Raw genomic sequence first — 2,506 nt, forward strand, 5'->3', positions numbered from 1 at the left:
GCCAGGTCGGCCTGACGCACGAACGCACACAGGGCGGGGAGTCGCTTATGCACCTTCATCAGCACAACCGAGGTGAAGCGCTCAAGCAAAGGGGACAGTTCAGCCACTGATTCAGGCATTTCGATGACGCAGAAGGAGCCGTCCTTTTCGCACAGTGGCAAGCTCCGGGCGTTGGCGGCCGCCGAAAAGGCCGAAATTCCCGGCACCATCTGCGTGACGATCCCCTGCTCCAGCAGCTTGTCACGCAGATAGTTAAAGGTGCTGTAAACCGGGGTATCACCAATGGTCACGTAGCAGATGCGCTTTCCTTCATTGGCCCAGCGAGCCATTTCACCCGCCAGTGCGCTGTAGCGGATATCCAGATCAGCCCTGTTGCCGGTCATGGGAAAGTGATACATATGGATTTTTTCGGCGGGAACATAGTGGGCGACGATATCGGCGGCAATACTGCGCCCGGTCACATCGGACTGGGGCACGATCACGAGATCGGCCTGTTCCATGGCACGTACGGCTTTCATGGTGACCAGTTCCGGGTCACCGGGACCCAGACCGACACCGCAGATCATTGTTGACGTCATTGGCTAGCACCTCATGTCAATAGGAGTGAAAAAGGTTTTGCAGAATACCCCAAACAAACGCAAAGTGCCATCTATCATGTTTCAGGGCACCGGATCGGGCGTGGGCAAGAGTCTGATCACGGCCGGGTTCTGCCGTCTGCTGCATCAACGGGGAGTGCGGGTGGCGCCCTTTAAGTCCCAGAACATGGCCCTGAATGCCGGGGTGACCGCCGATGGACTGGAGATGGGGCGCGCCCAGATTCTGCAGGCTGAAGCGGCGGGGACAGAACCCGACGTGCGCATGAATCCGATCCTCCTCAAACCCCAGGGGCAATCCCGCTCGCAACTGGTACGCCTGGGGCGCGTGACGGGAACCTACAGTGCCCGCGAATATTACACCCTCTCCAGTGAAAATCTTGCTATCGCCAGCGCTGCCTACGATTCCCTGGGCCGCGAATATGACTTCATGGTTCTGGAAGGGGCAGGCAGTCCGGCGGAAATCAACCTGCAGGATACCGACATCGTCAACATGCGGATGGCGCAATACGCCGAGGCGCGGGTGTTCGTGGTGGGGGATATCGACCGGGGCGGGGTTTTCGCCTGGCTCAAGGGCACCTACGACCTGGTGCCCGAAGCTGCCAGATCGCTGATCCACGGTTTTCTCATCAACAAGTTCCGGGGCGATGTCAGCCTGCTGCAACCGGGAATCAAGATGTTTGCCGATCTGGTGCCGGTGCCGATACAGGGGATTATCCCCTGGCTGCACCTGAGCCTGGAAGAAGAGGATTCTCAGGATCTGGCGTCGGACACCGACAAGGGGGATGCCTCGTTGCGCGTTGGTGTGGTGCGACTGCCCCATATCAGCAACTTCTCCGACTTCGCCCCCTTAAAAGCCATGGCGCAGGTACGCCTTACCTATCTGCACAATCCGGCGGAACTGGCGGAGTGCGATCTGATTATCCTGCCCGGCAGCAAGCACAGCATCCACGATCTGGACTTTCTGCAGCGCTCAGGGTTTGCTACTTCCTTGCAGGCGCTGGCAGGACGCGTCCCCATCATGGGCATCTGCGGTGGTTTGCAGATGCTGGGTGAACAGCTGGAAGATCCCCATGGCGTTGAGGGGCAGCCGGGGACAGCCCGGGGATTGGGATTGCTGCCTCTGACCACGGTCATGGCGCGGGAGAAAACCCTGCACAAGGGAACCTGGGCGGGCGTTGGCCGCTGGCAGGGGCAAACCCTCAGCGGCTACGAAATACACGTCGGGCGCTCCTGTGTCGGCAGCGGCGTGGAACAGCTCAGCACCGGTGACCTGTGCCTGTGGGATGGCTCCCGGCGCATTTTCGGCACCTACCTGCACGGACTTTTTGACAGCGCCACCAATCTACGGGCTCTGGCCGACTTGTTGCGACTGCCCCTGCCGGTGGTGGATTATCAGAGTGAAAAGGAGCGTCAGCTCGATCTGCTCGCCCACACCCTGGAACAACACTGCGACATCGATGCCATGCTGGAAGGATTGCTGTGAAACTTGTCTACTATCCCTTTTTGATCCATATCAACGCCAAACGGCTGCTGTTTGTCGGCGGCGGCAAGGTGGCTGCCCGCAAGATAGGGTGCCTGCTGCCCATGGAGCCGCACATCAAAGTCATCGCCCCGCGCATTGACGATCATCTGCACGACCTGGCCGTTGCCGGAACCATCGACATCGTCGAGCGGGAAGCCTGTGAGGACGACCTCAATCACTGCGACTATGCTTTTCTGTGTACCGACAACCGCGAGCGCAACGCCGCCCTGGCAACGCGAGCCAAAGAACTGCGGGTACCCGTCAATGTTGCCGATGATCCCCGGCTGTGCGACTTCCACCTGCCCGCCGTGCATATGGACGAAGACGCCGGGTTGGTGATCTCCGTCTCCACCCAGGGGAAAAGTCCCTCCCTGGCGCGCCGCTTGCG

At 60.0% G+C, this 2,506-nt stretch carries 3 protein-coding genes; 2 read left to right on the forward strand and 1 reads right to left on the reverse strand.

Annotated elements, in window-relative coordinates:
* Positions 1-578 (reverse strand): precorrin-2 C(20)-methyltransferase (gene cobI / locus AC6F7T_RS03160; protein WP_500716520.1); only part of this gene is annotated, 578 nt, incomplete at its 3' end.
* Positions 579-654: 76 nt separating this feature from the next.
* Here cobI and AC6F7T_RS03165 point away from each other — a divergent pair.
* Both AC6F7T_RS03165 and AC6F7T_RS03170 read left to right on the forward strand, forming a co-directional pair.
* Complete coding sequence (locus AC6F7T_RS03165; protein WP_500716522.1) at positions 655-2,079, forward strand: cobyric acid synthase; 1,425 nt, start codon at positions 655-657, stop codon at positions 2,077-2,079.
* A partial coding sequence (locus AC6F7T_RS03170; protein WP_500716521.1) for an NAD(P)-dependent oxidoreductase occupies positions 2,076-2,506 on the forward strand: 431 nt, incomplete at its 3' end. The genes AC6F7T_RS03165 and AC6F7T_RS03170, both read left to right, overlap by 4 nt.

The organism is Pelovirga sp. (genome assembly GCF_059864205.1).